The sequence below is a fragment of the Corallococcus sp. RDP092CA genome (genome assembly GCF_041903675.1).
GTDB lineage: Bacteria > Myxococcota > Myxococcia > Myxococcales > Myxococcaceae > Corallococcus.
On the sequence record NZ_JAYESI010000009.1, the window covers coordinates 117,583 to 141,142 of the forward strand.

The window sequence follows — 23,560 nt, forward strand, 5'->3', positions numbered from 1 at the left end:
ACACCGTCTGAAGCGCGGAGTCAGATGTCCATCCCGCAGGCCACCAAAGGGCGCGCCACCGCCGGGCGCGGTTTGCCAAAACCGGTCCGACAGTCGGACAGGCTCCACGGCCCCGGCCCAAGGGCACCCCCGACCGAGGTTTACCGAAACCGGTCCAACTGTCCGACAGGCTCCACGGCTCCGGCCCAGCCCCCCGACCGAGGTTCGCCGAAACCGACCCGACTGTCCGACAGGTCTCCACGCTGCCCGGACGGAGCAGCCGAGCCCACCTGCCCCAGTTCCCGAAACCGGCCCGACTGTCCGACAAGCTTTCCGCCGCCCGAGCAGCGAGGCCGCGCCCCACCAGCCGTCGCCATCCAGAGCTGTCCGATTGCCCGACAGGTCTCTGCGCTCCAGGCGAGGCTGCGGCCCGCAGCCGGAGCTCTCCAAATCTGTCCGACAGTCGGACAGGCTCCACAACTCAGGCCAAGGGGCCCCAGCCGTGATTCTCCCAACCGGTCCGATTGTCGGACAGGTTCCGCAGTTCGGAGCGGGCGGGCCGTCCCCAGCGGCCGTGCTCCTCAAGGCCGGTCCAATTGTCGGACAGGTTTCTGCGGTCCAGGGCACACGGGCGAACCCCATATCGGCGGTGGTTCTCCAAACCGGTCCGATTGCCGGGCAGGCTTCTACGGTCCGGAGCAACTGGGCAGACCTCATCGGCCGTGGTTCCCCAAACCAGTTCGATTGTCAGACAGGCTTCTGCGGTCCGGGGCGAATGGGCGAACCCCATCAGCCGTGGTTCTCCCAACCGGTCCGATTGTCGGACAGGTTTCCACGATCCGGGGCGGACGGGCGGCCCCCATCAGCCGTGGTTCTCCCAACCGGTCCGATTGTCGGACAGGTTTCCACGGTCTGCGGCGAACGGGCGGCCCCCATCAGCCGTGGTTCTCAGCAGCGGTCTGATTGTCGGACAGGACTTCCGCTGCCCGCGAGGTGAGGCAGCCCTTGCCGTGGTTGTCGAAACCGATCCGACTTCGGACTGTCCGACAGGTTCCCACGGTCCAGGGCGAACGGGCCGTCCCCATCGACCGTGGTCCTCATGACCAAGCTGGTTGTCGGACAGGTCTTCGCGGCAGAGGCGCACGAAGCTCGCCGACAACAGTGCCCCTCCATCTCGGTCCGACTGTCGGACAGGTTTTTCCGCTGCCCGGGCGCAGAGGGGGTTCTCGTTCAGCCGTGGTTCTCGAAACCTGTCCGACTGTCGGACAGGTTTGTGCGATGCGCCGCCGCCGGGGCGACCCCCGTGGGGCCCGTCTTTTCAGCCCTGTGGAGAGACCGTTGTTCCTGGAACCTGGTGCTTGGACGCCAGCCTGGTGCTTGGACGTTGGGCCCGCAGGGCGCATCGGCTGCGCGCGACCGTGGTTTGTGCTTCTGACCCGAGGTGCTCACGGTGCTCCTGTGTTCACGGGGTTCCCGGTCCCTGGAATGGAACTGCGGAATGGAGCTGCGTCGCACATCCCTGGCGGCCCGGACTCCCCCTGCTAGCATCGGGCGCCTCCCCACGCTGAAAGCTGACTCCGCTGAACGCCACCGAACCGCGCCACCTGGCCGGCCTGGATCTGCTCCGGTGCCTGGCGATCCTCGTCGTCGTCGTCTACCACTACCCCCGCCCCGAAGGGCACGAGGCCTACCAGACGTTCGCCAACTTCGGCTGGACGGGCGTGGAGCTGTTCTTCGTGCTCAGCGGCTTCCTCATCGGCTCGCAGTTGCTGGAGCCGGTGTCGCGCGGTGAGACGCCGTCGCTCCGGCGCTTCTACCTGCGGCGCGCGCTGCGCATCCTGCCGTCCTTCCTCGTCGTGCTGGGCCTGTACCTCTTCGTGCCCGCCTGGAGCGAGCGGCCCCTGGAGACGCCCGCGTGGCGCTTCCTCACCTTCACGCAGAACTTCGGCCTGCGCATCAATGGCTTCTCCCACGCGTGGTCGCTGTGCGTGGAGGAGCACTTCTACCTGGTGCTGCCGCTCACCGTGCTCGCGCTGCGCGGACGCCTCCGCGCGCCGTCACTCCTCGCGCTCGCGGGCGGCGTGATGCTCGGGGGCATGCTCCTGCGCGGCGGGCTGTGGCTGCGGTACTTCTCCACGCTCGGCCCGACCGAGCCGGGGTGGCGCGACTTCGACATGCTGCTCTACTACCCGACGTACGCGCGGCTCGACGGGCTGACGTGCGGCGTGCTGCTCGCCGCCCTGCGCGTGTTCCGGCCCGCGGCCTGGGAGCGCTGGACGCGCGGTGGCCATGCTCGGGGACTGGCGGCCCTGGGCCTCGCGTGTCTGGGCGGCGTGCTCTTCATCAACGAGGAACACTTCCGCGACCTCCCCTATGTCCTGCTGTCCTTCCCCCTGGCCGCGCTGGGCTTCGCGGCGCTGTTGATGGCCCTGGCGGGCCCCACGGCCTCCCGCGTCTGCGCCCGCATTCCTGGGGTGAAGACCTTCGCGGTCCTGAGCTTCACCGTCTACCTCACGCACAAGGCCGTGCAGCACGGAGTCCGGGACGCACTCGCCCCCCATGGCATGGACGCGTTCCACGCCGTCACGGTGCTGGGCGGCGCCGTGGCGGTGCTGCTCGCCTCGCTCGCGCTGCACCACGGCGTGGAGCGCCCCATGTTGAGGTTGCGGGAGCGGCTGGAGCGCGGGCTCGCCTCCCGGAAGCCTCGGCCCCAGCCCGCCGTCCCTTGAGGACGCCCCGCGCTCCTGCGCGACAGGAGCTGAGCCCGGGGGGCCCCGGGCCCGGGCGTCGCGGGCGCGCCCCCTCCAGACAATTCGGGAAGCCGCCGTCAGCGGGGGGCAGATGGCCCCTCCAGGTGGACCGACCTACGGGACTTCGCTGAAGCGGGTTAGACCTCACGCATGCGCCCCTTCCTGACGGCGACGTGGCGGTACCTGCTGATGCTCAACTACGAGGTGGATCCGGCGGTGCTGCGGCCCCTCGTCCCCCGTGGCACGGAGCTCGACGCGTGGCAGGGCCGCACGTTCGCGAGCATGGTCGGCTTCCGGTTCCTCGACACGCGCGTGCGCGGACTCGCGGTGCCGTTCCACCGGGACTTCGACGAAGTGAACCTGCGCTTCTACGTGCGGCGCCAGGGCCCCGACGGCTGGCGGCGCGGCGTGGTCTTCGTGCGCGAAATCGTCCCCCGGCTCGCCATCGCCACCGTGGCGCGCGTCCTCTACAACGAGCCCTACGTCGCGCTCCCCATGCGCCACGCCGTGCACATGGACGGCGCGGACACCGGCGCGCCCGGCCACGTCGAGTACGCCTGGAAGGCCCACGGCCGCTGGCACCAATTGTCGGCCCGGACGCTCGGCACACCGGCCGAGAGCGCCCCCGGCTCCCAGGAGGAATTCATCACCGAGCACTACTGGGGCTACACCGCCCAGCGCGACGGCGGCTGCGCCGAGTACCGCGTGGAGCACCCGCGCTGGACCGTCTGGCGCGCCCAGGAGACCGCCTTCGACTGCGACGTGGCCCGCTTCTACGGCCCCGCCTTCTCCGAGTGCCTCCGGGGCACGCCCCACTCCGCCTTCGTGGCCACCGGCTCGGAAGTGGCCGTCCTTCCTGGAAATGAACTCCCGCCCTTGCCAAGTCCGTAGAAATAAATATTCTCAAACTCGAAATTGATTTTCTGAACCCCATGACGACCTCCAAGTCCACCTGGCCCCTGCCCACCCGCTGCCCCGTCTGTGGAGGCGGCACCGTCATCGAACGGGTGCGCTGTGACGGGTGCGCGTCCGCGGTGGAGGGGCGCTTCACGACGGGCTGGGTGCAGCAGCTGTCGCCGGAGCAGCTCGCGTTCGTGCGCGTGTTCATGACCTGCCGGGGGAAGATCAAGGACGTGGAGCAGGCGCTGGGCCTCTCCTATCCGACGGTGGTGGCGCGGCTGGACGACGTGGTGGAGGCCCTGGGTCAGGCGCCCGGAGTCCCGCCGCCTCCCGCCCCGCCTCCGCCAGCTCCAGCCCGGGAGCGCGGCGCACCGCGCCGGGCACAGATTCTCGATGACCTCGCGGCCGGGCTCATCGACGCGGACGAGGCCGCCCAACGTCTCAAGAAGGCACGGGAGTAACCCCCAATGATGGATCCTGAAGCCACGCCGTCCTCCGACGCCTCGTCGCCCTCGCGCGACGGCACCCAGCGCCACGCGATTCCCTGGGGCCAGCACGCGGAGCTGGTGCTGCACGCCTCCGCGGCCACGCTCGTCGTGTCTCCGCTCCCCGAGGGGGAGAAGCCCTACCTGGTGACGCACGGCCGGGTGGAGGCGCGCATCCAGGAGCACGGCCGGGTGACGAACGTGGAGCTGGTGCCGCGCGAGGCGGGCTTCCTGTCGCTGTTCTGGCGCCAGGGCGGACAGGCGGAGCTGTTCGTGCCGCCCGACGTGCGCGCGAAGCTCCTGCTGGACGCGGGCGCCGTTCGCATCGCGGGCCTGAAGGACTGCCAGTTGGAGCTGTCCACCGACGCGGGCACGGCGAGCCTGCGCGACGTGCACGGCAAGCTGACCCTGCGCACGGGCGCGGGCCGCATCATCGGCGAGCGCGTGGGCGGCACGTTCCACGTCCACGCCGCCGCGGGCGCGGTGAAGCTGGACGTGGACGCGCTGGACGTGGGCGAGCACCGCATCGGGACGCAGGTGGGCGCGGTGGAGCTGCGCCTCGTCCCCGGGCTGGACGTGAACATCTCGGCCCATACGTCGCTGGGCTCGGCGCAGACGCGCTACCCATCCAACCCGCAGGCGGCCACGACGCTCCTCCTGGAGACGGAGCTGGGCTCGGTGCGCATCCGCGAGTCGGGCCGTTCACGCGGCGAGGACATGGAGGGCTGGGAGGAGGACTCCATGCGCTGGCAGCGTCAGGCGGAGCGCTGGCAGCGCCGCGCGGAGCGCCACGCGAACCAGTGGGCCCACGCGTGGGCGAGCTCCTGGGGCGCGCCGCCCTGGGCGGGTCATCCGGGCGCCCGGCATCACCGGCCCCAGCCGCCCCCGCCGCCGCAGCCCCGGGGCATCCCCGACGAGGAGATGCGCCGCGTGCTCGACCTGGTGGAGGCCGGCAAGCTCAGCGCCGAGGACGCGCAGAAGCTGCTCAAGGCGATGCAGCGATGAGGCTCATTCCCCGCCCACCGGGAAGCCGTGAGCCCGGCCCCTCGCGCATGCTGTACGACCTGCCCCAAGGCGCGTGGGAGCGGGACACCCGCTTCGAGGTGCTCGAGGAGACCATTCACTGGTGCGCGCCCAGGGCCACCCTGGATGCGCCGGCGACGTGCCTGCGCTCGCCCGCCTTCCAGCCCCAGGTGATGGTGGATGCGGACCGCTTCGCGATGATGAAGCGGGTCATCCACAGCCGGCACGACGCCCTGCGAGGCGGGCCGCCACGGCCGCTGCCCCCTCGCGAAGGGGGCCTGCTTCAAGGGGGGCGGCTGCTCGTGTATTTCCCGGATGACAGCACCACCGACGGCGTGGCGGAGATGTGGACCCAGGGCTACTTCAACGTGGACAGCGTGCCGCCCTGGGACGCCTGGGTCGGCATGTTTCGCGAAGACCCCGAGTCCGCCCCCCAGATGAACGACTACCTCATCGCCTGGGTGCCACCGGCGTTCCTCTCCTCCGTGGCCCAGGGCATCTCCGCGAACGCGGAGTTCTGCATCCAGTGGCTGGAGGACTCCACCACGATGATGGCGAAGCACCCGAAGGACCCGACCTTGTCCTGACGCCGCTCAGACGCCCTGGGTGAGGAAGCGGAAGGGGCGCACGCAGTCCTCTCGGGTGCAGCGGAAGAGGTAGCCCCGGCCGTTGTCCCCGAAGTCCAGGCCGAACGGCATCGCGGCCAGCTGCGCGACGAAGCGCATGGGCGCGTCACAGCACTCCGGCGCGGCCTCGCCGTTGAGCCACCCGGGCACGCCGCCCACCTTGCTCTCCGGGGCCTCCTCCTGCGCCCGGTCCAGCGCGGCGAGCTGCTCCTCGGTGGCCTCGTTGACGTCCACCGACAGGGCCTCGGTGTCCTCGGTGGCGGGCTCGAAGCCGAGCGTCCACTCCGCGTACGGCTTCACCGGCCCGGGCGGCGCGCTCACGGACGGAGGGCCCGCCTTCACCGGCACGGCCGCGTTGGCGCCCTCCTCCGGGTCCCAGCGGAAGCAGACGGTGTCGGGGTTCTCGCACTGGAAGACGTGGACCGACGCGTGCGGCGCCAGGTCCAGCTGGCCTTCGACGTGCGGCAGCTGGAAGAGGAAGCGCAGCGGCCCGCCGCACATCGCGCAGGCGGGCCACTCCAGGGGTCCCGGCGCCTCGGGCATGCCCCCCACCTTCATCAGGGGGACGCCAGCGCGGCCAGGGACGAGCGCCCACAAGGGCGCGAGCGGACGGGACATACCCCGGACTCTAGAAGTCCGCGATGCGATCGGCCAGCGACGCGTCGTCCACGAAGGGGTTGCGGTTCTGCTGGTAGGTCTCGATGGCGTCGTTGCGGGCGATCTCCGCCGCGTCCACCTTGTCCAACTGGTTCCACTGCTTGAGCACGGCCTCGTCGTCCGCGGGGATGTGCTTGTTGTAGACGGTGGAGAAGTAGAACAGCGCGCGCGCCACGTTGCCCTTGTGCTCGTCGGGCGGCTCGAAGACGGTGCGGCCCTTCTCGTCGGTGCCGAACTTGGCGCCGTTCTCCTCCCACTTCACGTTCTTCACCGTGCCGAAGGGGTAGTTGCCCCGGACCGAGTTGGCCTTGCTGTCCGTGGGGAACAGGTGGTGCAGGTCCGCCTTCGCCGCGCCCGTGGCGCCCTTGGACTGGGGCCAGGTGTGCTCGGTGTTCATCACGTTGCTGTTGGGAATCTTGTTCGTCGTCACTTCCTTGCCCGTGTAGACGCACTTGACGACGCCGTCGTGGTTGTCCAGGGCCGTGAAGATGATCTTCCGCGCCTGGTTGTAGCCCAGGTCCTTGTGCTTGCTGACCGCGTCATGCAGGGCGTTGATCAGCGCCTGGTCCTTCAGCCCGTCGTAGCGCGGATCCGGCTGGGACGGCGGCACGTCCTCCACCGGGACCTGCGGCGCGGGCACCGGCGTCGTCGGGGCCTTCTTCGCCGACGGACCGGCCTCGAACGTGGAGACCGAGGAGAACGCCTTCGGGGTGACACGGGCCGTGGAAGCCGGGGCCGACGCGGGGTTCGTCGAGGGGCGGGTCGCGGAGAGCGGGCGGGACGAGATGAACATGGCGGACCCTCGGGATTCGAGGTGGGGGATGACCCATTTTCGTCCGGACGCGGCCCGGGTTGCGTGCCGCGTCGCATTTTCCCTCCGCGCCGGTTGGTTTCCCCCATCCGCTCCGGGAGAGCCCGGGAAATGCCCCACCCTCGGGCCCCGGGGCCGGGGAAAGCGGGGCTCATCGCCGGCACCAGGGCGGCCGGGGGGCCTGGATTCCGGCGCCGGGCGGCGCGGCTGGGGGGCGCGCTATGCCTCCGGGGGTCGGGCCCGTCGCACAAAAGGAGGGGGCAGCTCCCATGAAGGTCGTGATTCCGGGTGGCACGGGACAGGTGGGCGCGCTGCTGGCGCGGGCGCTCGCCGCGCGGGGGGACGAGGTGGTCCTCCTCGGCCGGGGAGGCCGGGGCGAGGCACGCACGGTGGCCTGGGACGGGCGCACCCTGGGGGATTGGGCGAAGGAGGTGGACGGCGCGGACGCGGTCATCAACCTGGCGGGGCGCAGCGTGAACTGCCGCTACACGGAGGAGAACCTGCGCCAGATGCTGGACTCGCGGGTGGACTCCACGCGGGTGGTGGGACAGGCCATCCAGCAGGCCGCGAAGCCGCCGCGCGTGTGGCTGCAGATGAGCACCGCGACGCTGTACGCGCACCGGCTGGACGCCCCCAACGACGAGGCCACCGGGCTCATGGGCGGCGCCGAGCCGGGCGTGCCCGCGTACTGGAAGCGCAGCATCGACATCGCGCAGGCGTGGGAGCGCACGCTGGCGGAGGCCGACACGCCCCACACGCGCAAGGTGGCGCTGCGCACCGCGATGGTGATGAGCCCGGACAGGGGGGGCATCTTCGACGTGCTCCTGGGCCTGACGCGCCGCGGGCTGGGCGGCCCCGCGGGCAGCGGGAAGCAGTACGTGTCGTGGATCCACGACCGGGACTTCGTGCGCGCGGTGCAGTGGCTGATTGAGCGCGACGACCTGAGCGGGCCGGTGAACCTGGCCTCGCCGAATCCCCTGCCCCAGCGCGAGCTGATGGCGAGGCTGCGCGAAGCGGCGCACGTGAGCGTGGGCCTGCCGGCGATGAAGTGGATGCTGGAGGTCGGCGCGTTCTTCATGCGCACGGACACGGAGCTGCTCCTCAAGAGCCGCCGCGTGGTGCCCGGGCGCCTGCTGGACGCGGGCTTCTCCTTCGAGTACCCCGACTGGGGGACCGCCGCGAAGGACCTCGTCGGGCGCTGGCGCGCGGGGAGCGGCCCCGTCCGGAGCTGACCGTGTCCACGAAGAAGTACCGCGTCCGCTGGGGTCGCCTCGCCGCGCTGGGGCTCGTCCTGGGCGCGCTGGGAACGGGCGGGTTCACGGCGGCGAGGGGCCTGCGCACGGCGCAAGCCCTGGTGCACCCCGCCCGCATCCCGGTGGCGCGGCCCACGGGCCCGGACGCGCTGCCGGGCCTGGAGGACGTGTCCTTCGAGGCCGCGGGGCGGACGCTTCGCGGGTGGTACGTGCCCTCGAAGGACGGGACGGCGGTGGTGCTGGTGCACGGCTTCGCGGACAACCGCACGCGGGTCCTCTTCGAAGCGCGGGTGCTGTCGGAGGCGGGGCACGGCGTCCTGCTCTTCGACCTGCACGGCCAGGGCGAGAGCGAAGGCGAAGCGGTGGGCTGGGGCGACAGCGAGCGCGAGGACGTGCGCGCGGCCCTGGCCTTCGTGCGGGCGCGGCCGGACGTGACGGCGGGGCGGGTGGGCCTGTTCGGCTTCTCCCTGGGCGGGACGACGGCCCTGCTGGTGGCGCAGGAGGACGCGCGGGTGAAGGCCGTGGCGGCGGCGGGCGCGTTCCCGGACCTGGCGGAGGACATGGGCTCCCACTACGGCCTGAGCACCTGGGCGGTGCTGTGGGGCCTGCGCCGGGCCGGCATCGACGTGGACGCCGTGCGGCCCGTGGACGGCATGTGTCGGCTGGAGGGCCGGCCGCTGCTGCTCATCAACGGCGGCAGCGACCCGGACGGCCCCCAGAAGCAGGATGGCCGCCTCTACCGCGCGGCCTGTCAGCCCCGTGAGCAGTGGGTGGTGCCGGAGGCGGCCCACGGCGAGTACGCCCAGAAGGACCGCGACGGCTACGCGCGCCAGCTGCGCGACTTCTTCGGCCGCGCGCTATGAGCGTCAACCTCCGGCGCGGGCGGACCGCGCCGGGGCACCAATCAGACGCGGCGGCCCTTGGCGACGAACTCCGCGCGGCTGTGGGTGCCGGTCTTCTCGAACAGCGACTTGATGTGGACCTTCACCGTCTCCACCGAGCCCCCCAGGCGGGAGGCGATCTCCTTGTTCGCCAGGCCCTCGTGAAGGCAGTCCGCCACGCTCGACTCCCGGGCGGTGAGCCTCTCCTTCCAGTCCGGACGCATCCAGTGGGCGCGCTCGTGCATGCGCACCTGCCACAGGTTGCGGCCGCCCCAGCTGACCGTGGAGGGACCGAACGTCACGTCCAGCCGGTCCGCGCCGCGCTCCAGCGTGAGGGACTCCAGCCGGGGATCCGCCGCGACGTCGAAGCGGGACAACGCCCGCACCCGCTCCACCCAGGCGCGGGGCACGCCGTCGCTGAGCTCGTGGGGCGCGAACCACCGCTCCAGCATCGGCAGGGCCGGCCCCGTGTCCACCACCTTCCGCCCCAGGCTGTTGAGCACCAGCACCGGGCTCCCCCCCATGGCGATGGCCTTCAGCAGGTCCCGCTCGAAGCGCAGGGCGTAGAACTCCTGCAGCCGGGCCACCGCCTTGGAGATGGAGGGGATGAGCTGCTGGAGGAACCACTGCGCCCGCACCGTGAAGGGCCGGGGGGACTCCCGGTACAGCGCGATGCCGCCCTTCAGGTCCTGCTCCGTGAAGAGGAGCGACGCCAGCACCCGCTTGAGCTTCAGCCCCGCGCCCTGGCTGCGCCGGAAGGTCTCCGTCTCCGACAGGGGCTGCCCCCGCAGCATCTGGACGTCGCTGAGCACGACGTTGGGCTGGACCACCGTGGCCCGGAAGACGAAGTCCTCCTGCACCCAGTCCGCGTAATCCTTGAGGAGGGGGTGGACGGTCTCCGTCTTCCACTGCAGCCCCGCCGTCCCATCCGGATTCGCGCAGCCCACCGCGAGGTGGTCCGCCTCGCAGAGCGAGAGGAGCGCGTGGGAGATGGCCTCGTAGACATCCTCCAGCGTCCGGGCGTTGCCCAGCGCCTCCTTCAGCTCCGCGATCAACGCCTGCTCACGCGACAGGAACTTCCGTGCCTTGCCCATGGGTACAACCCCCGTTTTCAATACCCAGCAAGTATTACGAGGGCGGAAACGAGGCCCATCCCTCCACGGAGGTATGACAGGCATGTCGGGCGTGGCCGCCCGCTCCACCCGGCGCGGGTCCCAAGGACGCATCCCGCGCCCCGCCCTTTCCGCTCCCCAACGGGAGGATGCCGTCGCGCTGGACGGCGCCCCCCCTGGCAGGTCAGCCTGGACCGCCTTTGGAGGATTCGACCCGCATGGCCGCCCCGCCGCCCCCTGACGCCCACTTCCACATCGAAGTCATCAAGCTCCTGCTTCAGGTGGCCACCAGCGACGACCGCGTCACCCGGGAGGAGATCGACGCCATCATCGACACGGCGCGCGGCTTCAGCGTGCCCCTGACGGAGCTCAGCGCCCTCACCCGCTGCCTCCAGGAGGGCCAGCCGCTCCCGCCGCCGAACCTGGGCATCCTGCGCGAGGACCCCAAGGCCGTGCTCGACGCGGTCCACGCCCTCATCGTCGGCGACGGCCACGTGCACGAGTCGGAGATCGCCATGGCCCGGCAGATCCGCGAGCTGCTCGGCATCGCCCCCTGAGGTCCCCGCCGGCGGCCCGGAGGCCCCGGGCCGCCGCGCGTCACGTCACGCGGGCATCTGGAGCGGGTGCGCGTCCTTGTGCTCGGGCGCGCCCGCGAGCCTGCGGGTGAGCCGGCGGCGCACGACGTCCACGTGCTCGCGGAAGAAGTAGAGGTTCTCCGCGTAGGCGAGCGGCACCGCGATGCGGTTCACCTCGCGCTCGGCCTCCTCCAGCCGCTTGAGCATGTCCTGGAGCATCTCCTGGTCCGGGTTCTCCTCCAGCTGGATCTCAATCTCCTTCAGCCGCGCGTACCACCGGTGGATGCGCGAGCGCACCCGCCACAGGAACACCGCGGGCACCGCGCGCCCCAGCGGCACCACCACCGCGATGATGGGCACCAGCATCACCCACAGCCGGTCCACCAGGTTCGCCGCCCAGAACGGCAGGTAGCGCTGCAGGAAGGGCACGCCCGTCGCGTAGTAGCGCTTCGCCTCGCTGCTCAGGGGGAAGCCCGCGGCGAGCGGCGCGGGGAACTCGCCCGTCTTGTCCAGGAGGCCCGCCGTGCCGTGGATCTCGCTGGCCGCGCGCATCAACAGATACGCGAGCGCCGGGTGCAGCGTGTCGCGCGCCAGCAGGAGCGCGTTGGGCGCGAGCAGCACCACGTCCTCATCCGGCACGTCCTTCGCGAAGTCGAACACGCCGCGAGGCAGCACGTGGCGCGACAGGTACGGGTAGCGGCGCGTGTACGCCTCCGCGCGCTTGAAGCTCAAGAGGCGCACGTCCTTCACCGCCGCCAGCTTCTGGATGCGCGGCGACTCCGCCGGCGACACCAGGAACACCGCGTCCACCTTGCCCTGCGTCAGCGCGTCGATGGCGGCGTCCCGCTCCAGCGGCAGCAGCTCCGTGGGCGCGGCGTCCACCTTGTTCGCCTGGAGCAGCGTCATCGCCAGCGCCCGCGTGCCGCCCTCCTCGGGCCCCACCGCGATGCGCTTGCCCGCGAGGCCTCGCACGTCGTCCAAGGGCTCGCCCCGGTAGAAGACCCACAGCGGCACGTAGGAGAGGCTCCCCAGCGACGCCACGTGCTCCGGCGCCTCCTGCCCCTTGCCGCCGGTGGTGCCGCTCTGCGCGAAGGCGATGTCCACCCCGCTGTCCTCGGCGCTCAGCAGCGCCACGCTGCCCACGGAGCCCTTCGTGTTGCGCAGCTCCAGCGTCACCCCCTGCTGCGCGAGGAACTTCTGGTAGCGCCTGGCCAGGTAGTTGAAGCCGCCCTCCTCCGGCGCCAGCGCCATCACCAGCGTCTTGGGCGGCGCGGGCTTGACGAAATAGAACGTCACCGCGAACGCGACCGCGATGACGAGCACCGCGGGGGCGATGGCGAACCACAGGTCGCGCCGCAACGTGCGCTTGAGCTGCGACTTCAACGTGTCCGTCTTCATGAGGATGCGCAGTATACCGACCGCGCCGTGCGGGGCCCCGCCGCACCCCGCGTCGGCCCAGGCAGGCAGGCAGGTCCAGACCCGGGGGCACTTGGCGCAACCCCTTGCGCGACACACCCTCCCTCCCAGGCCTTTTTGAAGGGGTGTGGCATGGGTTGGCGCGGCGGGTGGGTGATGTCTTTGCTGGTGGTGGGGGTGGGCTGCGGCGGGGCGCTTCCCGAGGAGCAGGCGGAGGCCGGTCTCGCACAGGAGCCCACCCCGGCCCCAGAAGTGACAGCGGAGGGCCTCTGCCTCCCCACCGACGCGGGCACCCAGCGGGTGAAGACGATCCTCCCTCCGTCGGAGCTTGGCATCCCGCGCTTCACGATGGGGCCGGGCGGCTTCGAGGACTTCCAGGGGACGCTGCACTTCGCGGTGAACTACGAGGACGGCCGCCGCGGCCTGTGGCGGACCACCGGCACGGACGCGGGCACCACGGAGGTGAAGGCCTTCCCGGCGACGGCCGGCGATTCGACGCCCCTGCTGTCGCAGCTCACCGCCACGCCGACGCGGCTCTTCTTCCAGGCGCCGGACGCGGCGGCCGGCGCCGAGCTGTGGGTGAGCGACGGGACGACGGCCGGCACCCGGCGGGTGAAGGACCTGACGCCGGGCGCCGAGGGCTCGACCCTGACGCACCTGACGGCGGCCGGCGCCACGCTCGTGTTCTTCAAGGAGACGTATGACGCCACGACGTCCGCCACGCGCTACGAGCTGTGGCGGTCGGACGGCACCGACGCGGGCACGGTGCGGGTGCGCGACTTCGGCACGGGCGTGGACGTGAGCTACCTGGACGCCAGGCAGGGCAACGCGCTGCTGTTCTTCGTGCGCGAGCTCCAGGGCGCCACCTCGCTGTGGAGGACGGACGGCACCGACGCGGGCACCGTCCGGCTGAAGCGGATGGACGCGGGCCCCGACACCTACCCCAACGACGTGCGCCCCTCCGGCGCGCTCACCCTCTTCAAGCTGGATGAGCGCAGCGGCCTGTCGGAGCTGTGGAAGACGGACGGCACGGCCGGCGGCACCCTGCGGCTGGCCTCCTTCGGCGCCACGCGCGCGATGCGGGTGGTGGGCGCGCTGGGCGCGTACGCGTACGTCACGACGACGTCCTACAGCACCCAGTACATGGTGCTGTACCGGGTGCCGCTCGCGGGCGGGAACCCGGAGCCCGTCGTCACCCTGCCCAACGCCTACACGTCGCAGGGCGAGGCGTTCCCCTTCATCGACGCCGTGAGCCAGGCGCCGGGGGGCACGAAGCTGTTCTTCTCCGTGGTCATCGGGAGCAACAGCCCCGCACCGCGCGACACGCAGCTGTGGGTGACGGACGGCACCGCCGGGGGCACCACGCTGCTGCGCCGGCCGCTGAGCCTGTCGGACGAGTACAGCTCGCCGGTGTACGCGGTGGCGGACAACCTGGTGTTCTTCAGCGCGCCCGAGGGCTCGGCGGGCATCGAGCCCTGGGTGAGCAACGGCACGGTGGCCGGCACGCGCCGCCTGAAGAACATCGACGCGACGGGCTCGTCCTATCCGCGCGAGTTCTTCCGCCACGGCGACCGCGTCTACTTCAACGCCTATGACGACACGCTGAACGCCCAGCTCTGGTCCAGCGCGCTGAAGAACACCTGCGTGGCGCCGGAGGACGCGCAGTAGGCGGGCGGCGCCTCCCCGCCTGGGCCCCGGGCGGGTGACCGTGCCCGGCGGAGGCGTGGGTGTTAGACACCACCTCATGCCCACCGTCAGCGACAGCGCCCGCAGCGCGGGACTCCGGCTCGAGCGCAGCCGGGCCTCCCGCCAGTTCGAGGGTCACGGCTTCCGCAACACCGCCCCCGTGGGGCCCGGCCTCCAGGGGAACCCGCTGCCCCTGCTGGGCGAGTACTTCTTCGGCGGCGCGCAGCGCACGCCGCCCGCGCCGCTGCCGGTGGACGACCCGCGCGGCGCCTGGGCCCGCGCGCCGGACACGGGCCTGCGCGTCACGTGGCTGGGGCACAGCACGATGCTCCTGGAGGTGGACGGGGCGCGCGTGCTGACCGACCCCGTCTTCGGAGACCGGGCCTCGCCCGTGTCCTTCGCGGGCCCCAGGCGCTTCCACGCCACGCCCGTGCCGGTGGACGCGCTGCCGGAGCTGGACGCGGTGCTGGTGTCACACGACCACTACGACCACCTGTGCCGCGGCACCATCCGGGCGCTGGCGAAGCGGCGCGTGCCCTTCGTCACCGCGCTGGGCGTGGGGCGCCACCTGGAGGCCTTCGGCGTGGCGCCGGAGCTGATCATCGAGCTGGACTGGTGGGAGGAGCAGCGGATGGGCCCGGTGTCCTTCCGCGCGGCGCCCTCGCAGCACTTCTCCGGCCGGGGCCTGGGCGACCGCAACGCGACGCTGTGGGCGTCGTGGGTGCTCACCACGGACCGGCACCGGCTGTTCTTCAGCGGCGACACCGGCCTCACGACGGAGTTCGAGGAGATTGGCCAGAGGTGCGGCCCCTTCGACCTGGTGATGCTGGAGGTGGGCGCCTTCCACCCGAGCTGGGGCGGCATCCACCTGGGCCCGGAGAACGCGCTCAAGGCGCACGCGATGCTGGGCGGGGGCACGCTGATGCCGGTGCACTGGGGCACCTTCAACCTGGCGCTGCACGCGTGGGACGAGCCCGTGGAGACGCTGGTGAAGCTGGCCACGGAGCAGCAGGTGCGCCTCTTCACGCCGGGCCTGGGCCGGAGCCTGGAGCCCTCGCGCGTGGAGGGCGTGACGCCGTGGTGGCGCGACGTGGGCGAGCCCCGGCTCGTGCCCCGGCTGGCGCCGTGACGGCCGGGTGACTGGCGCCAGGGCTCGACGCCTCCCCGAGCCCCGCGCGTAGAGTCCCGGGCCATGACCTGCTCCCTCCGGCTGCCCGTCGCGCTGTGCCTGGCCGTCCTGCTGTCGCCGCTGGGGGGGTGCGACCCCGCGGCCGGAGCACAACCCCAGACAGACGACCCCACCCCCGCCGTGACGAAGAGCGCGAAGCGGGGCCTGGCGTATGGCCACCACTCGGCGGAGGACCTGGAGGCGCTCTCCCCGGGGGTGAGCTGGTGGTACAACTGGTCGCCCCAGCCGGAGAGCGGCGCGGCCAGCGTCCACGTCGCGGAGCGCGTCTCCTTCGTGCCCATGGCCTGGGGCGGCACGCCCACGGTGGCCCAGCTCGAGTCGGAGCTTCCGGCGGACGCGAAGGAGCTGCTGGGCTTCAACGAGCCCAACTTCAAATCCCAGGCGAACAAGACGCCCCGCCAGGCCGCGGCGCTCTGGCCCGTGCTGGAGGAGGTGGCCCGCCGCAAGGGGCTGAGGCTGGTGTCCCCGGCGGTGAACTACTGCGGCGACTGCGTGTCGGAGGACGGCGTCACCTTCACCGACCCCGTGGCGTACCTGGACGCCTTCTTCAAGGCCTGCGCGGACTGCCAGGTGGATGCCATTGCCATCCACTGGTACGCGTGCGACGTGGGCGCGCTCAAGTGGTACGTGGGGCTGTTCAAGAAGTACAACAAGCCCCTCTGGCTGACGGAGTTCGCGTGCGGGGACCGGCCGCACGACGAGATCACCGTGGACGTGCAGAAGCAGTACATGGTGGATGCCATTGGCTACCTGGAGTCGGAGCCCGCCATCGAGCGCTATGCATGGTTCTCCGGGCGCAACAATGAGATCCCCGCCATCAACCTGCTGGGCGCCTCCGGCGAGCTGACCGAGCTGGGCCACCTGTACGTCACGCTGGCCGCCGGCGCCACGAAGCCAAACCCCTGACCGGGGTGAGGCGCCAACCTACACACGGGGTTGGACAGACGCGAAGACGCCTATTCGGTGGTCCCGGGATTCTGGGGCTAAGGTGGGCGGCCCATGGCGCTCGAGGCGGGGGACACCTTGACGAGAAGTTCCCGGAGGCCGCCACCGCCTACCGGAGCGCCCTGGCCATGAAGCCGGGCTCGTTCGACGTCAAGCTGGAGCTGGGCTTGACGCTCATCAAGCTCAAGCCCGGCACCCGCGCCGACCACCAGCAGGCCGTGAAGCTCCTGGAGGACGTCACCCGGAACAATCCCAGCCTCCGGCGCGCCTGGCTGGGATTGGAGACCGCCTACACGCTGACCGGAAACAAGACCAAGGCCCGGAGGGCCCACGACCGGTACATGCTGATGTCCCCCAGGTTCATGTCCAACCCCGCGAGGGCGCGGGAGCTGCTCAAGAACCTCGGCCGCTAAGCCGCCGCACCGGGCTGGAAGCCCAATCCCTCCACCACCTCCGCGTCCGTCAGCTCGCGCCACGCCCCCTCCGCCACGTCCAGCACCACGCGCCCCACCGCCTCGCGGTGCAGCGCGAGCACCGGGTGCCCCACCGCCGCGAGCATCCGCTTCACCTGGTGGTGCCGCCCCTCCGTGAGCGTCAGCGCCACCACGTCCGGCGCCCGGAGCACCGCCTCCGCCGGGCGCGTGGGGCCGTCCTCCAGCACCAACCCCTCTCGCAACCGGGTCAGCGCCGCTTCCGGCGCCACCCCCTCCACCCGCGCCACGTAGCGCTTGGGAAGGTGCGTCCGTGGCGCCGTCGCGTGCCGCGCCAGCCGCTCGTCGTTGGTGAAGAGCAGGAGCCCCGTGGTGTCCCGGTCCAGCCGGCCCACCGCGTACCACTCGAAGCCTTGGAGCTCCGGAGGCAGCACCGCGCGCAGCCGCTCGAACACCGTGCCCACGCCCTCTGGATCCGAGCCGTGGACCACCGGCCCCGCGGGCTTGTGGAACATCAGCGCCCGCACCCGGCGTGTCAGCGCGCGCTCCACGCCGTCCACCCGCACCCGCGCGCCCTCCCCCACCGGCGCGAACGGCTCCCGCTCCACCCGGCCCTCCACCTCCACGCGGCCGTCGCGGATGGCCTGCTCGGCCTCGGCCCGAGGCAGCACGCCCGCGCGGCCCAGGGCGCGCGCCAGCCAGTCCGCGGCGGGCCCCGCCGGGGCCTCCGGCCCCCTGCGCCTCGCGGCCTCCAGCCACCTGGGCGTCCGTTGCTTGCGCGCCATGCGTCCTCCCGTGTGCCGCCCGCTGTATCAGATGCGTCACGCCCGGGGATTCCCCGAGCCCCCCGCACATTGGAGCGAGCAGGCGGGCTTCCAGGGAGGCGCCCCACCGTTTGACTCGCCCAGGCGGCTCTGCGCATGTGCGCGCCCGCCGTGTCCACGCGTCCCTCCGACATCGTCGAAGCCCCGCCCGAGCTCGTCGCGGCCCTCGCGCCCCCGCCGCCCGGCCCCGCGGTGGCCTTCGTGCTGCGCCTGGGCCACGCCCTGCACCGGCACGGCACGCCCGCCCACCGCCTGGAGGGCCTGATGATGCGGGTGAGCGAGCGGCTGGGCCTGGAGGCCCGCTTCTTCTCCACCCCCACCTCCATCTTCGCCTCCTTCGGCCCCCCCGAGGACCTGCGCACCAGCCTCATCCGCGTGGAGCCCGGCGACATGGACCTGGAGCGCCTCATCCTCCTGGACCTCCTCGCGGACGACGTCATCCAGGGGCGCCTCTCGCCCACCGAGGGCGCCCACCGCGTGGAGGACATCCTCGCCCGCCCGCCGCGTTACGGCCCCGCCCTGCAGCTGCTCTGCTGGATGCTGGCCGGCGCCTCCGCGGCCCTGCTGTTCGGCGGCGGCTGGAAGGAGCTGGCCGTCTCCGGCGTCAGCAGCCTGGCCATTGGCGTGCTGGACCTGCTGACGCGCAAGCAGCCGACCACCGCCCGCGTGCTGGAGCCCGTGGCGGCGGTGCTGTCCGCCGCGTTCGCGGGGATCGCGGCCCACTTCTTCGGCCCGCTGCACGGCGAGGTGGCCACGCTCGCGGGCCTCATCGTCCTCCTGCCCGGCCTCACGCTCACCATCGCCGTCAACGAGGTGGCCACGCGCAACCTCATCTCCGGCACCTCGCGCCTCACCCACGCCGCGCTCATCTTCCTGCAGCTGGGCTTCGGCGCGGCCCTGGGCAGCCGCGTGGCCACGGTGCTGCCTCCGGTGCCCACGCCGTCCGCGCTGCCCGCGGCGACGCCCCCGGCGGTCGCCGTCATCGCGCTCGTGGTGGCGGGCTTCGCCATCGCGGTGCTCTTCCGCGCCCGGCCCCGCGACTGGGGGTGGATCGCCCTGGCCGGCGCCGCCGCGTTCATGGGCGCGCGGCTGGGCGCGCTGCTCCTGGGGCCCCAGCTGGGCGCCTTCGCGGGCGCGCTGCTCTTGGGCATGGGGAGCAACGCGCTGGCGCGGCTCCGCAACCGGCCCGCCGTCACCACCGTGGTGCCGGGCCTGATGCTGCTCGTCCCCGGCAGCGTGGGCTTCCGCAGCCTCGCGTCACTGCTGGAGCGCGACGTGGTGGCCGGCGTGGACACGGCCTTCTCCATGCTGATGGTCGCGGTGGCGCTGGCGGCGGGCCTGCTGTCCGCCAACGCCATCATGCCCTCGCGCAAGGTGCTCTAGAGGGCCCGGCCTCACGCCAGCCGCAGCAGGTACACGGCCGCGACGGCGACGATGAAGTACGGCACCAGCACCGCCGCGCCGGCGTACTCCTTCGCCATGCGCTGGCCGAAGAAGAGCGCCAGGAGCGACAGCGCGGAGAGCACCGCGCCCAGGTACGCGAGGAGCGGGTCGCCGCTCACCAGCAGCATCACCGCGCCCGCCGCGCTCAGCGCCCCGGCCGCCAGCTCCATCAGGGTGATGACCGCCAGCATCGGCGTCACCACGCCCTTGAGGGGCGACTTGGAGAAGTGCCCCGTCAGCCACCCCAGGTTCCCCTTCCAGTCCACGACCTTGTCCAGGCCGGACTGGAGGAAGAGGATGGCCAGGAAGACGGCGCACAGGAGCTGCGGGAGCCAGGGCGTGAAGCGGGCGGAGTCAAAGGGCGGCATGCGCGCACTCTAGCGCCCCCTGGGTCGCTCCCAAGCCCCGCGAGCAGGCAACCGGGCGGGGCGCCGGGAATGTCCCCGGGACAATCCGGCCGGGCAGGCTCCCGCCAACCGGTCCGGCGTCATAACTTCGCGGGGCCATGGCCTCCGATCAGGTAGCGCGACGCGTCTTCGTGGGTCTCATCCTGCTGTCCATCTTCCTGCTGTGCCTGGTCATCCGGCCCTTCGCGGAGGCGTTCTTCCTGGCGGCGGTGCTGGCGGGCACCTTCCACGGCCTCCACACCCGGCTCAAGCGGCGGCTGCGCGGCCATGGCACCGTGTCCGCCGGCCTCATCGTCACCGGCATCCTGCTGGCGCTGCTCCTGCCCCTGGGCGGCCTCACCGCCTTCGTCGTCGCGGAGGTGTCCGAGGGCGCGCGCTTCGTGACGCAGACCGCGCAGCAGGAGGGCATGGAGGGCCTGGTGAGCAAGCTCCCCAGCGGCATCCAGCACCCGGTGAGCAAGCTCATCGAACGGCTCCCGCTGGAGCAGGCGGAGCTGGACAAGAAGCTCCAGGAGCAGGTGACGACCCAGGGCGGCACCGCCGCCAAGGCCGTGACGGGCGCGGTGGCGGCCACGGGCACGCTCATCCTCCAGACGACGATGATGCTCATCGCCCTCTTCTTCTTCCTCACCGACGGCGAGCGGCTGGTGCAGTGGATCGAGAGCGTGTCGCCGCTGCGGCGGGGCCAGACGCAGGAGCTCCTGCGCGAGTTCAGGAGCACCTCCGTGTCGGTGCTCGTCTCCACCATCGCCACCGCGGGCGTCCAGGCCGGGGCCGCGCTCATCGGCTTCCTCATCGTGGGGGTGCCCGCGCCGCTGTTCTTCGCGGGCCTCACCTTCTTCCTCGCCCTCATCCCCGCCGTGGGCGCCGCGGTGGTGGTGCTCTTCGCCGCGGGCCTGATGTTCCTCAGCGGCCACCCGTGGGCGGCGCTCTTCCTGGCCATCTGGGGCGTGGTCGTGGTGGGGCTCGTGGACAACGTCGTCAAGCCGCTCCTGGCCCGCAAGGGCATGAACCAGCACGGCGCCATCGTCTTCTTCGCGCTCCTGGGCGGACTGGCGGCGTTCGGCGCGGTGGGCCTGCTGCTGGGCCCCCTCATCGTCGCCTTCTTCCTCTCCGTGGTGCGCATCTACGAGCGCGACTACGGCCGCCCCAACGCCCGGCTGGGCGACCCGGCCACCCCGGGCGGCCCCCTCCCGTCCGGCGGCCAGCCCGTCGTGCTCACCACGGAGTCCGGCGCCCCCATCGAGGACGCCGACACGCCGTCCAACCACTGACGGCCCGCGCCCGCTCAGGGCGTGGCCTTCACCGCGCCCTTCTTCTTGGGGGCCGGCGCCCCGGCCGTGTCCGGCCCCAGCTCCCGGAACGCCTCGCGCACCGCGTCCGGAGAGGCCGCCACCTTCGCGGCGACGCGGAGCCCCTCCGCGGGGGACAGCCGGCCCAGCAGGCTGCGCTCCAGGTGTTGATCCACGAAGGCCTGCGCGGCGTCCTCCTTCAGGTCCACCAGCGCCCCCTTCGCGTCCAGCACCGGCACCACGCGCGGGGAGTTGAGCAGCAGCACCGTGGGCACGTCCACGGCCTTCACCCGGCGGGCGACCTCGTCGCGCAGCTTCGGGTCGAAGTGGATGCCCTTCTCCTGCACCAGCGCGCGGATGCCCTCGTAGTCGCCGGTGGCCTTGATGACCATCAGCCGGGAGAGCAGCTCGCCCACGGCCTCGCGCATCTTCGCGTAGTCCGGAACCACCAGGTACGTGCGGCCGTCCTGCGTCACCTGCTTCACCGCGCCCCGCTCCTCCAGGAACGTCACCGTCATGTGGTGGCCGCGCTGGTGGTCCTCCTCGAACGCGTTGCCCACCTCCACGCGGCGCAGGTTGGTGAGCCCCTCCACCAGGAAGTCCCGGTACATCTGCTTCGCGATGGCCTCGTGGTCCGGCGACAGCTCCGCGAGCGCCGGGTCGAACGCGTGCCACAGCGCGACCAGGTCCGCGCGCGCCTCCTCCAGCGTGTTGTCGTACTCCTTGAGGAAGACGGACGGGGACTGGCCCTTCAGCTTCGGGTCCACCTGGCCGGAGGCGTGCCCCAGCACCTCATGGAAGGCCACCAGCCACTTGCGCGCGGTGACGGAGTACTTCTGGGCCTGCTCCCGGTCCTCCGCCGTGCGGGAGAACTCCAGCGCCAGCGGCAGCCGCGTCACCGCGGAGGCGGCGTCCATGACGTTGGTGATCATCACGCTCTTGCTGCCGTACTTCTCCCGGATGTGCTGCTCGTTGGGCAGGTTGATGCCCGCGGGCGGCTCCGGGTTGGAGGTGATGAGGTTGATGGCCTTGGCCACCGGCGGCGCGACCTTCTTGCGGCGGTACTTCTCCGGCCAGGGCAGCCGGTCCTCGAAGTACTGGGCCTTCTGGCCCATGAGGACCATGATCTGGTTCTCCTTCGCGTCGCGGTAGTTGACCAGCGCCTCCCACTGGCCCTTGTGGCCGCGCGGGTCGACGTACGTCTCGATGAAGCCCAGGTTGGCGTCCACCTTCGGGTCCACCTTGAGCCACGCGATGTTGTACGCGTCCCAGTCCTTGGGGCTGCCCGTCTGGAAGTAGCGCACCAGCTTGCCCAGCGCGGCCTTCTGCGCGGGCTCGGCGGACTTCATCGCCTCCTGGAGGTGCGCGATGACGCGCGAGAGCTCCTTCGCGTACAGGCCCGGCTTCACCCGGCCGTCCGGCGTGCCCGCGCGGAACACCTGCTCCGTGAGCTTGCCGTCCTGCTTCACCACGCGCGAGTTGAGCGGGTACTTCTCCTGGAACCCCGCCAGGTCCTTCTCCGTCACGCCGGGGCCGTAGGCGGTGTTGGAGGACGCGGTGAGGAGGTCCTGTCCCGCCGGCGGGGCCTTGGAGGTGAGCTGCGGCTCGAAGGCCGCGTCGAAGAGGGTGGGCTTCAGCTCCTGGAGCCAGGCCTGGAGCGAGGCCTCGTCCCTCACCGTCCAGGGCGCGCCGGCCGCGAGCGCGCGCGAGGCCCCGGCCGCGAGCTCCTCCGCGGTGAAGGTCGGGACGAACTTCTGCCCGGTGGTGCTGTCGTGGTTGCCGGTGTGTCCGTAGAAGCGCAGCAGGTAGTCCGCCAGCTTCGCGTCGAAGCCGGAGGCGGCGCTCTGCGCGTCCCGGCCGAAGAGCCACACGCCCTCCAGCAGCTGCTTCGCCGGCACCAGCTTCCAGCCGAGCTGATCCAACGCGATGTCCTCGCCCGCGTGCGCCGCGAGCGTCAGGGACCACGCCACGCGCTTCTCCGCCAGGGACAGCTCCGCGACGCCCGGCGCGAACATCTGGGCGACGGCGGTGTTGCCGGAGCGGGCGCGGAGGAACTTCCCGCCGGGGACGCTGAGGGTGGGCTGCGCGGCCTGCGCGGGCCCGGCGTCCGGGGCCGGGGGCTTCGGCGGGGTGGCGGGCGCGGCGGCGAGGACGGCGGCCAGCAGCAGGGGCTTCATGGCGGGCTCCGGGGAGACGTGATGGAGCGTGGCTACCCCGCGTGCGGGGTGGACTCAAGCGGCCCGTCGCCCGGGCCTCCCGGGGCGGAACGGCGCGGCCGCGGACCGGCCCCACCCGCCTGACGTCGCTCCCGCGTCAGCCCCTCCGGCAGGAAATGCGCGACAGCCCAGCGCGCCCACGCGATGATTGCGCTCAGGCTCCCGTCCATGGCGCCCACGCGTCCCGCCGGGGGACGCGCCGCGGGCGGGGGGCGGCCCTTCGCGGTATGAAGCACGCAGTGCCCAGAAGCGTACAGGTGGTCCCTTCTCCCCGCTCTCCGCTGGAGCCAACGCCCATGCCCCCCTCGCCGTCCTGGACCTCACCTCGCGGCGTCCTGCTCGCCGCCCTCCTCGCCTCAGGCTGCGCGAGCACCCCCCGCGCGGAGCGCTCCGCCCCGCTGCCGCCTCCGCCCACCTCGGTGGCGCTCACCGTGGGCTACGAGGAGGCGGTGCGGCTGGGCGCCGCGTTCGCGCGGAACCAGGGGCCGGCCCTGGAGCTGGTGATGGCGAAGCAGGGCGAGGCGTCCTGGTGGCTGCGCTTTGCCTCGCCAGAGGGCCACGCCCTCCTGGACCTGCGCGTGGATGGCCAGACGGCGGCGGTGGAGGCCATCCCCCTGCCGCCGCTCCACCAACGCGCGGAGTGAACCCACCAGGATTGG

Annotated in this window: 22 protein-coding genes; 15 read left to right on the forward strand and 7 right to left on the reverse strand. The window is 72.1% G+C overall.

From position 1 onward, the window contains the following. Positions 1-1,598 precede the first annotated feature (1,598 nt). The 5 genes from U8525_RS12720 to U8525_RS12740 all read left to right on the forward strand — a co-directional run bounded on the left by U8525_RS12720 (position 1,599) and on the right by U8525_RS12740 (position 5,724). On the forward strand, positions 1,599-2,708 hold the full coding sequence (locus U8525_RS12720) for an acyltransferase family protein (protein WP_374265422.1): 1,110 nt from the start codon (positions 1,599-1,601) through the stop codon (positions 2,706-2,708). A gap of 171 nt (positions 2,709-2,879) precedes the next feature. Further along, positions 2,880-3,620, forward strand: coding sequence for a YqjF family protein (locus U8525_RS12725; RefSeq protein WP_374265207.1), 741 nt, complete (start codon positions 2,880-2,882; stop codon positions 3,618-3,620). A 41-nt stretch (positions 3,621-3,661) separates the two neighbouring features. Continuing rightward, on the forward strand, positions 3,662-4,090 hold the full coding sequence (locus tag U8525_RS12730) for a DUF2089 domain-containing protein (protein WP_374265209.1): 429 nt from the start codon (positions 3,662-3,664) through the stop codon (positions 4,088-4,090). A gap of 6 nt (positions 4,091-4,096) precedes the next feature. Next, the gene (locus U8525_RS12735) at positions 4,097-5,119 is read left to right on the forward strand and encodes a hypothetical protein (RefSeq protein ID WP_374265211.1); all 1,023 of its coding nucleotides are present in this window, start codon (positions 4,097-4,099) and stop codon (positions 5,117-5,119) included. Beyond that, positions 5,116-5,724 carry a hypothetical protein gene (locus tag U8525_RS12740; protein WP_374265213.1) on the forward strand — a complete coding sequence of 203 codons (609 nt, stop codon included), beginning with the start codon at positions 5,116-5,118 and terminating at the stop codon, positions 5,722-5,724. Before U8525_RS12735 ends, U8525_RS12740 begins: the two co-directional genes overlap by 4 nt. Positions 5,725-5,730: 6 nt before the next feature. On the opposite strand, the gene U8525_RS12745 is transcribed toward U8525_RS12740, so the two are convergent. Further along, on the reverse strand, positions 5,731-6,381 hold the full coding sequence (locus tag U8525_RS12745) for a hypothetical protein (protein WP_374265215.1): 651 nt from the start codon (positions 6,379-6,381) through the stop codon (positions 5,731-5,733). 10 nt (positions 6,382-6,391) lie between these two features. Next, the gene (locus tag U8525_RS12750) at positions 6,392-7,213 is read right to left on the reverse strand and encodes an endonuclease (protein WP_374265217.1); all 822 of its coding nucleotides are present in this window, start codon (positions 7,211-7,213) and stop codon (positions 6,392-6,394) included. A gap of 287 nt (positions 7,214-7,500) precedes the next feature. Here U8525_RS12750 and U8525_RS12755 point away from each other — a divergent pair, with 287 nt between their 5' ends. Together U8525_RS12755 and U8525_RS12760 are read left to right on the forward strand one after the other, a co-directional pair. After that, on the forward strand, positions 7,501-8,463 hold the full coding sequence (locus U8525_RS12755) for a TIGR01777 family oxidoreductase (protein WP_374265219.1): 963 nt from the start codon (positions 7,501-7,503) through the stop codon (positions 8,461-8,463). A gap of 2 nt (positions 8,464-8,465) precedes the next feature. After that, the gene (locus tag U8525_RS12760) at positions 8,466-9,347 is read left to right on the forward strand and encodes an alpha/beta hydrolase (protein WP_374265221.1); all 882 of its coding nucleotides are present in this window, start codon (positions 8,466-8,468) and stop codon (positions 9,345-9,347) included. A gap of 41 nt (positions 9,348-9,388) precedes the next feature. On the opposite strand, the gene U8525_RS12765 is transcribed toward U8525_RS12760, so the two are convergent. Further along, positions 9,389-10,459, reverse strand: coding sequence for a LuxR C-terminal-related transcriptional regulator (locus tag U8525_RS12765; RefSeq protein WP_374265223.1), 1,071 nt, complete (start codon positions 10,457-10,459; stop codon positions 9,389-9,391). Positions 10,460-10,695: 236 nt separating this feature from the next. Here U8525_RS12765 and U8525_RS12770 point away from each other — a divergent pair, with 236 nt between their 5' ends. After that, positions 10,696-11,034 (forward strand): TerB family tellurite resistance protein, encoded by a 339-nt coding sequence (locus tag U8525_RS12770; RefSeq protein WP_374265225.1) that lies wholly within the window; start codon positions 10,696-10,698, stop codon positions 11,032-11,034. A 45-nt stretch (positions 11,035-11,079) separates the two neighbouring features. On the opposite strand, the gene U8525_RS12775 is transcribed toward U8525_RS12770, so the two are convergent. Beyond that, entirely contained in the window at positions 11,080-12,450 is a 1,371-nt protein-coding gene (locus tag U8525_RS12775; protein ID WP_374265227.1) for a TAXI family TRAP transporter solute-binding subunit, read from the reverse strand. A gap of 150 nt (positions 12,451-12,600) precedes the next feature. On the opposite strand from U8525_RS12775, the gene U8525_RS12780 reads away from it, so the two are divergent. The 4 genes from U8525_RS12780 to U8525_RS12795 all read left to right on the forward strand — a co-directional run bounded on the left by U8525_RS12780 (position 12,601) and on the right by U8525_RS12795 (position 16,701). Beyond that, complete coding sequence (locus U8525_RS12780; RefSeq protein WP_374265229.1) at positions 12,601-14,136, forward strand: ELWxxDGT repeat protein; 1,536 nt, start codon at positions 12,601-12,603, stop codon at positions 14,134-14,136. Positions 14,137-14,212: 76 nt separating this feature from the next. Continuing rightward, complete coding sequence (locus U8525_RS12785) at positions 14,213-15,283, forward strand: MBL fold metallo-hydrolase (protein WP_374265231.1); 1,071 nt, start codon at positions 14,213-14,215, stop codon at positions 15,281-15,283. A gap of 63 nt (positions 15,284-15,346) precedes the next feature. After that, positions 15,347-16,249 (forward strand): glycoside hydrolase family protein, encoded by a 903-nt coding sequence (locus U8525_RS12790; RefSeq protein ID WP_374265233.1) that lies wholly within the window; start codon positions 15,347-15,349, stop codon positions 16,247-16,249. A 167-nt stretch (positions 16,250-16,416) separates the two neighbouring features. Further along, positions 16,417-16,701 (forward strand): hypothetical protein, encoded by a 285-nt coding sequence (locus tag U8525_RS12795; RefSeq protein ID WP_374265235.1) that lies wholly within the window; start codon positions 16,417-16,419, stop codon positions 16,699-16,701. Here the strand turns inward: U8525_RS12795 and U8525_RS12800 are convergent. Beyond that, on the reverse strand, positions 16,698-17,504 hold the full coding sequence (locus U8525_RS12800; protein WP_374265237.1) for a pseudouridine synthase: 807 nt from the start codon (positions 17,502-17,504) through the stop codon (positions 16,698-16,700). The two genes, U8525_RS12795 and U8525_RS12800, sit on opposite strands and share 4 nt — an antisense overlap. A gap of 135 nt (positions 17,505-17,639) precedes the next feature. Here U8525_RS12800 and U8525_RS12805 point away from each other — a divergent pair, with 135 nt between their 5' ends. Then, positions 17,640-18,926: a threonine/serine exporter ThrE family protein gene (locus U8525_RS12805; RefSeq protein WP_374265239.1), complete on the forward strand. Its 1,287-nt coding sequence runs from the start codon at positions 17,640-17,642 to the stop codon at positions 18,924-18,926. Positions 18,927-18,937: 11 nt separating this feature from the next. Here the strand turns inward: U8525_RS12805 and U8525_RS12810 are convergent, their stop codons facing one another. Then, entirely contained in the window at positions 18,938-19,354 is a 417-nt protein-coding gene (locus U8525_RS12810; RefSeq protein WP_374265241.1) for a DoxX family protein, read from the reverse strand. A gap of 137 nt (positions 19,355-19,491) precedes the next feature. Between U8525_RS12810 and U8525_RS12815 the strand changes: the two genes are divergently transcribed. Continuing rightward, positions 19,492-20,667, forward strand: a complete 1,176-nt coding sequence (locus tag U8525_RS12815; RefSeq protein ID WP_374265243.1) for an AI-2E family transporter — start codon at positions 19,492-19,494, stop codon at positions 20,665-20,667. Between the two features lie 14 nt (positions 20,668-20,681). Here the strand turns inward: U8525_RS12815 and U8525_RS12820 are convergent, their stop codons facing one another. Then, the gene (locus U8525_RS12820) at positions 20,682-22,862 is read right to left on the reverse strand and encodes a peptidase (RefSeq protein WP_374265245.1); all 2,181 of its coding nucleotides are present in this window, start codon (positions 22,860-22,862) and stop codon (positions 20,682-20,684) included. Between the two features lie 335 nt (positions 22,863-23,197). Here U8525_RS12820 and U8525_RS12825 point away from each other — a divergent pair, with 335 nt between their 5' ends. Beyond that, a complete protein-coding gene (locus U8525_RS12825; RefSeq protein ID WP_374265247.1) occupies positions 23,198-23,545 on the forward strand; it encodes a hypothetical protein in 348 nt (115 codons plus the stop codon). Positions 23,546-23,560 lie beyond the last annotated feature (15 nt).